Annotated in this window: 1 protein-coding gene; it reads right to left on the bottom strand. The window is 66.6% G+C overall.

Annotated features, from left to right (window positions below; all coding sequences use genetic code 11):
* Nucleotides 1-694, bottom strand: a 694-nt coding sequence (locus ACY35P_RS15620; RefSeq protein ID WP_462116756.1) for an outer membrane beta-barrel protein, incomplete at its 3' end; no start/stop codon positions are given.
* Nucleotides 695-967 lie beyond the last annotated feature (273 nt).

Raw genomic sequence — 967 nt, 5'->3', positions numbered from 1 at the left:
GACCGGCGGTCGAGCCCGGGCACTTGTCGTCGCAGTTGTTGACGCCGTCACCGTCGTCGTCCTTGTCGGCGCAGGTCACGGCCGGCGGCGGCGGCGGAGCGGCGACCGGCAGCGCGCCGAGCGGGATCACGATGCCGACCGAAGCCAGCACGTCGCCGAAGGAGTCCTCGTCCGGGGCAGCCACGCTGCTCTCGTCGAACGACCAGCGGTAGGCCAGCTCCGTGCGGAGCTTGACCGGACCGACGTCGCCCTGAAGGCCGGCGCCGATCTTGGCGGCGAGGTTGCCGTCCTCACGCTGGCCGGGGGAGTTCGGGTTCGGGAACGCGTTGTACTCCTCCTCCGAGCGCTGGTAGCCGAGGCCGGCCAGCACGTACGGGTTCCACGAACGGCCTTCGGCCATGAAGTGGCGACGGAGGTCGATGGAGGCGCCGTACTGGCTCCACCACAGATCCTGGTTCTTGGTGAACCGGGGATTCTGGTAGTTGAGCTGGCCCTCGAGCGACCAGTTCGGGCTGATCATCTTGCCCAGGCCAATCGCGCCGAACGGCGCGTTGTTCGTGCCGCGGTCGTTGTCCTGGACGTTGATTCCGACGTCGCCAGAGAGGTACCAGCGGTCGTCAAAATTCTGCGCCTGCGCCGCCTGGGCGAAGGCCAGACCGGCGAGCAACGCGGTGCTCAGCATGCGGATCTTCATGTGCAACTCCAATGGAAGGTCGGAAACGGCAGGCCAGGCGTTGACGCCCCTGAACAGGCCGGCGTGAATCATTACACGGCCGGTTACGTTTGTTAACAAGGTTTAACGGGTGGGCCGACCGGCGGCCCGATATGCCGCGCAAGACGAAGCCCGGCCGGGGCCGGGCTTCGTGGATCACACCAGCGACTCTTACTGACCGTTCTGCACGTTCAGCTCGGTGCGACGGTTACGCTCGCTCTTGCACTCCGGCAGGGTCTGCGGGGTGTTCTCGAG

The sequence above is a fragment of the Lysobacter xanthus genome (assembly GCF_047159895.1).
The sequence above is the reverse complement of the archived record's forward strand: the minus strand, read 5'-3'. Positions and strand labels throughout refer to the sequence as shown.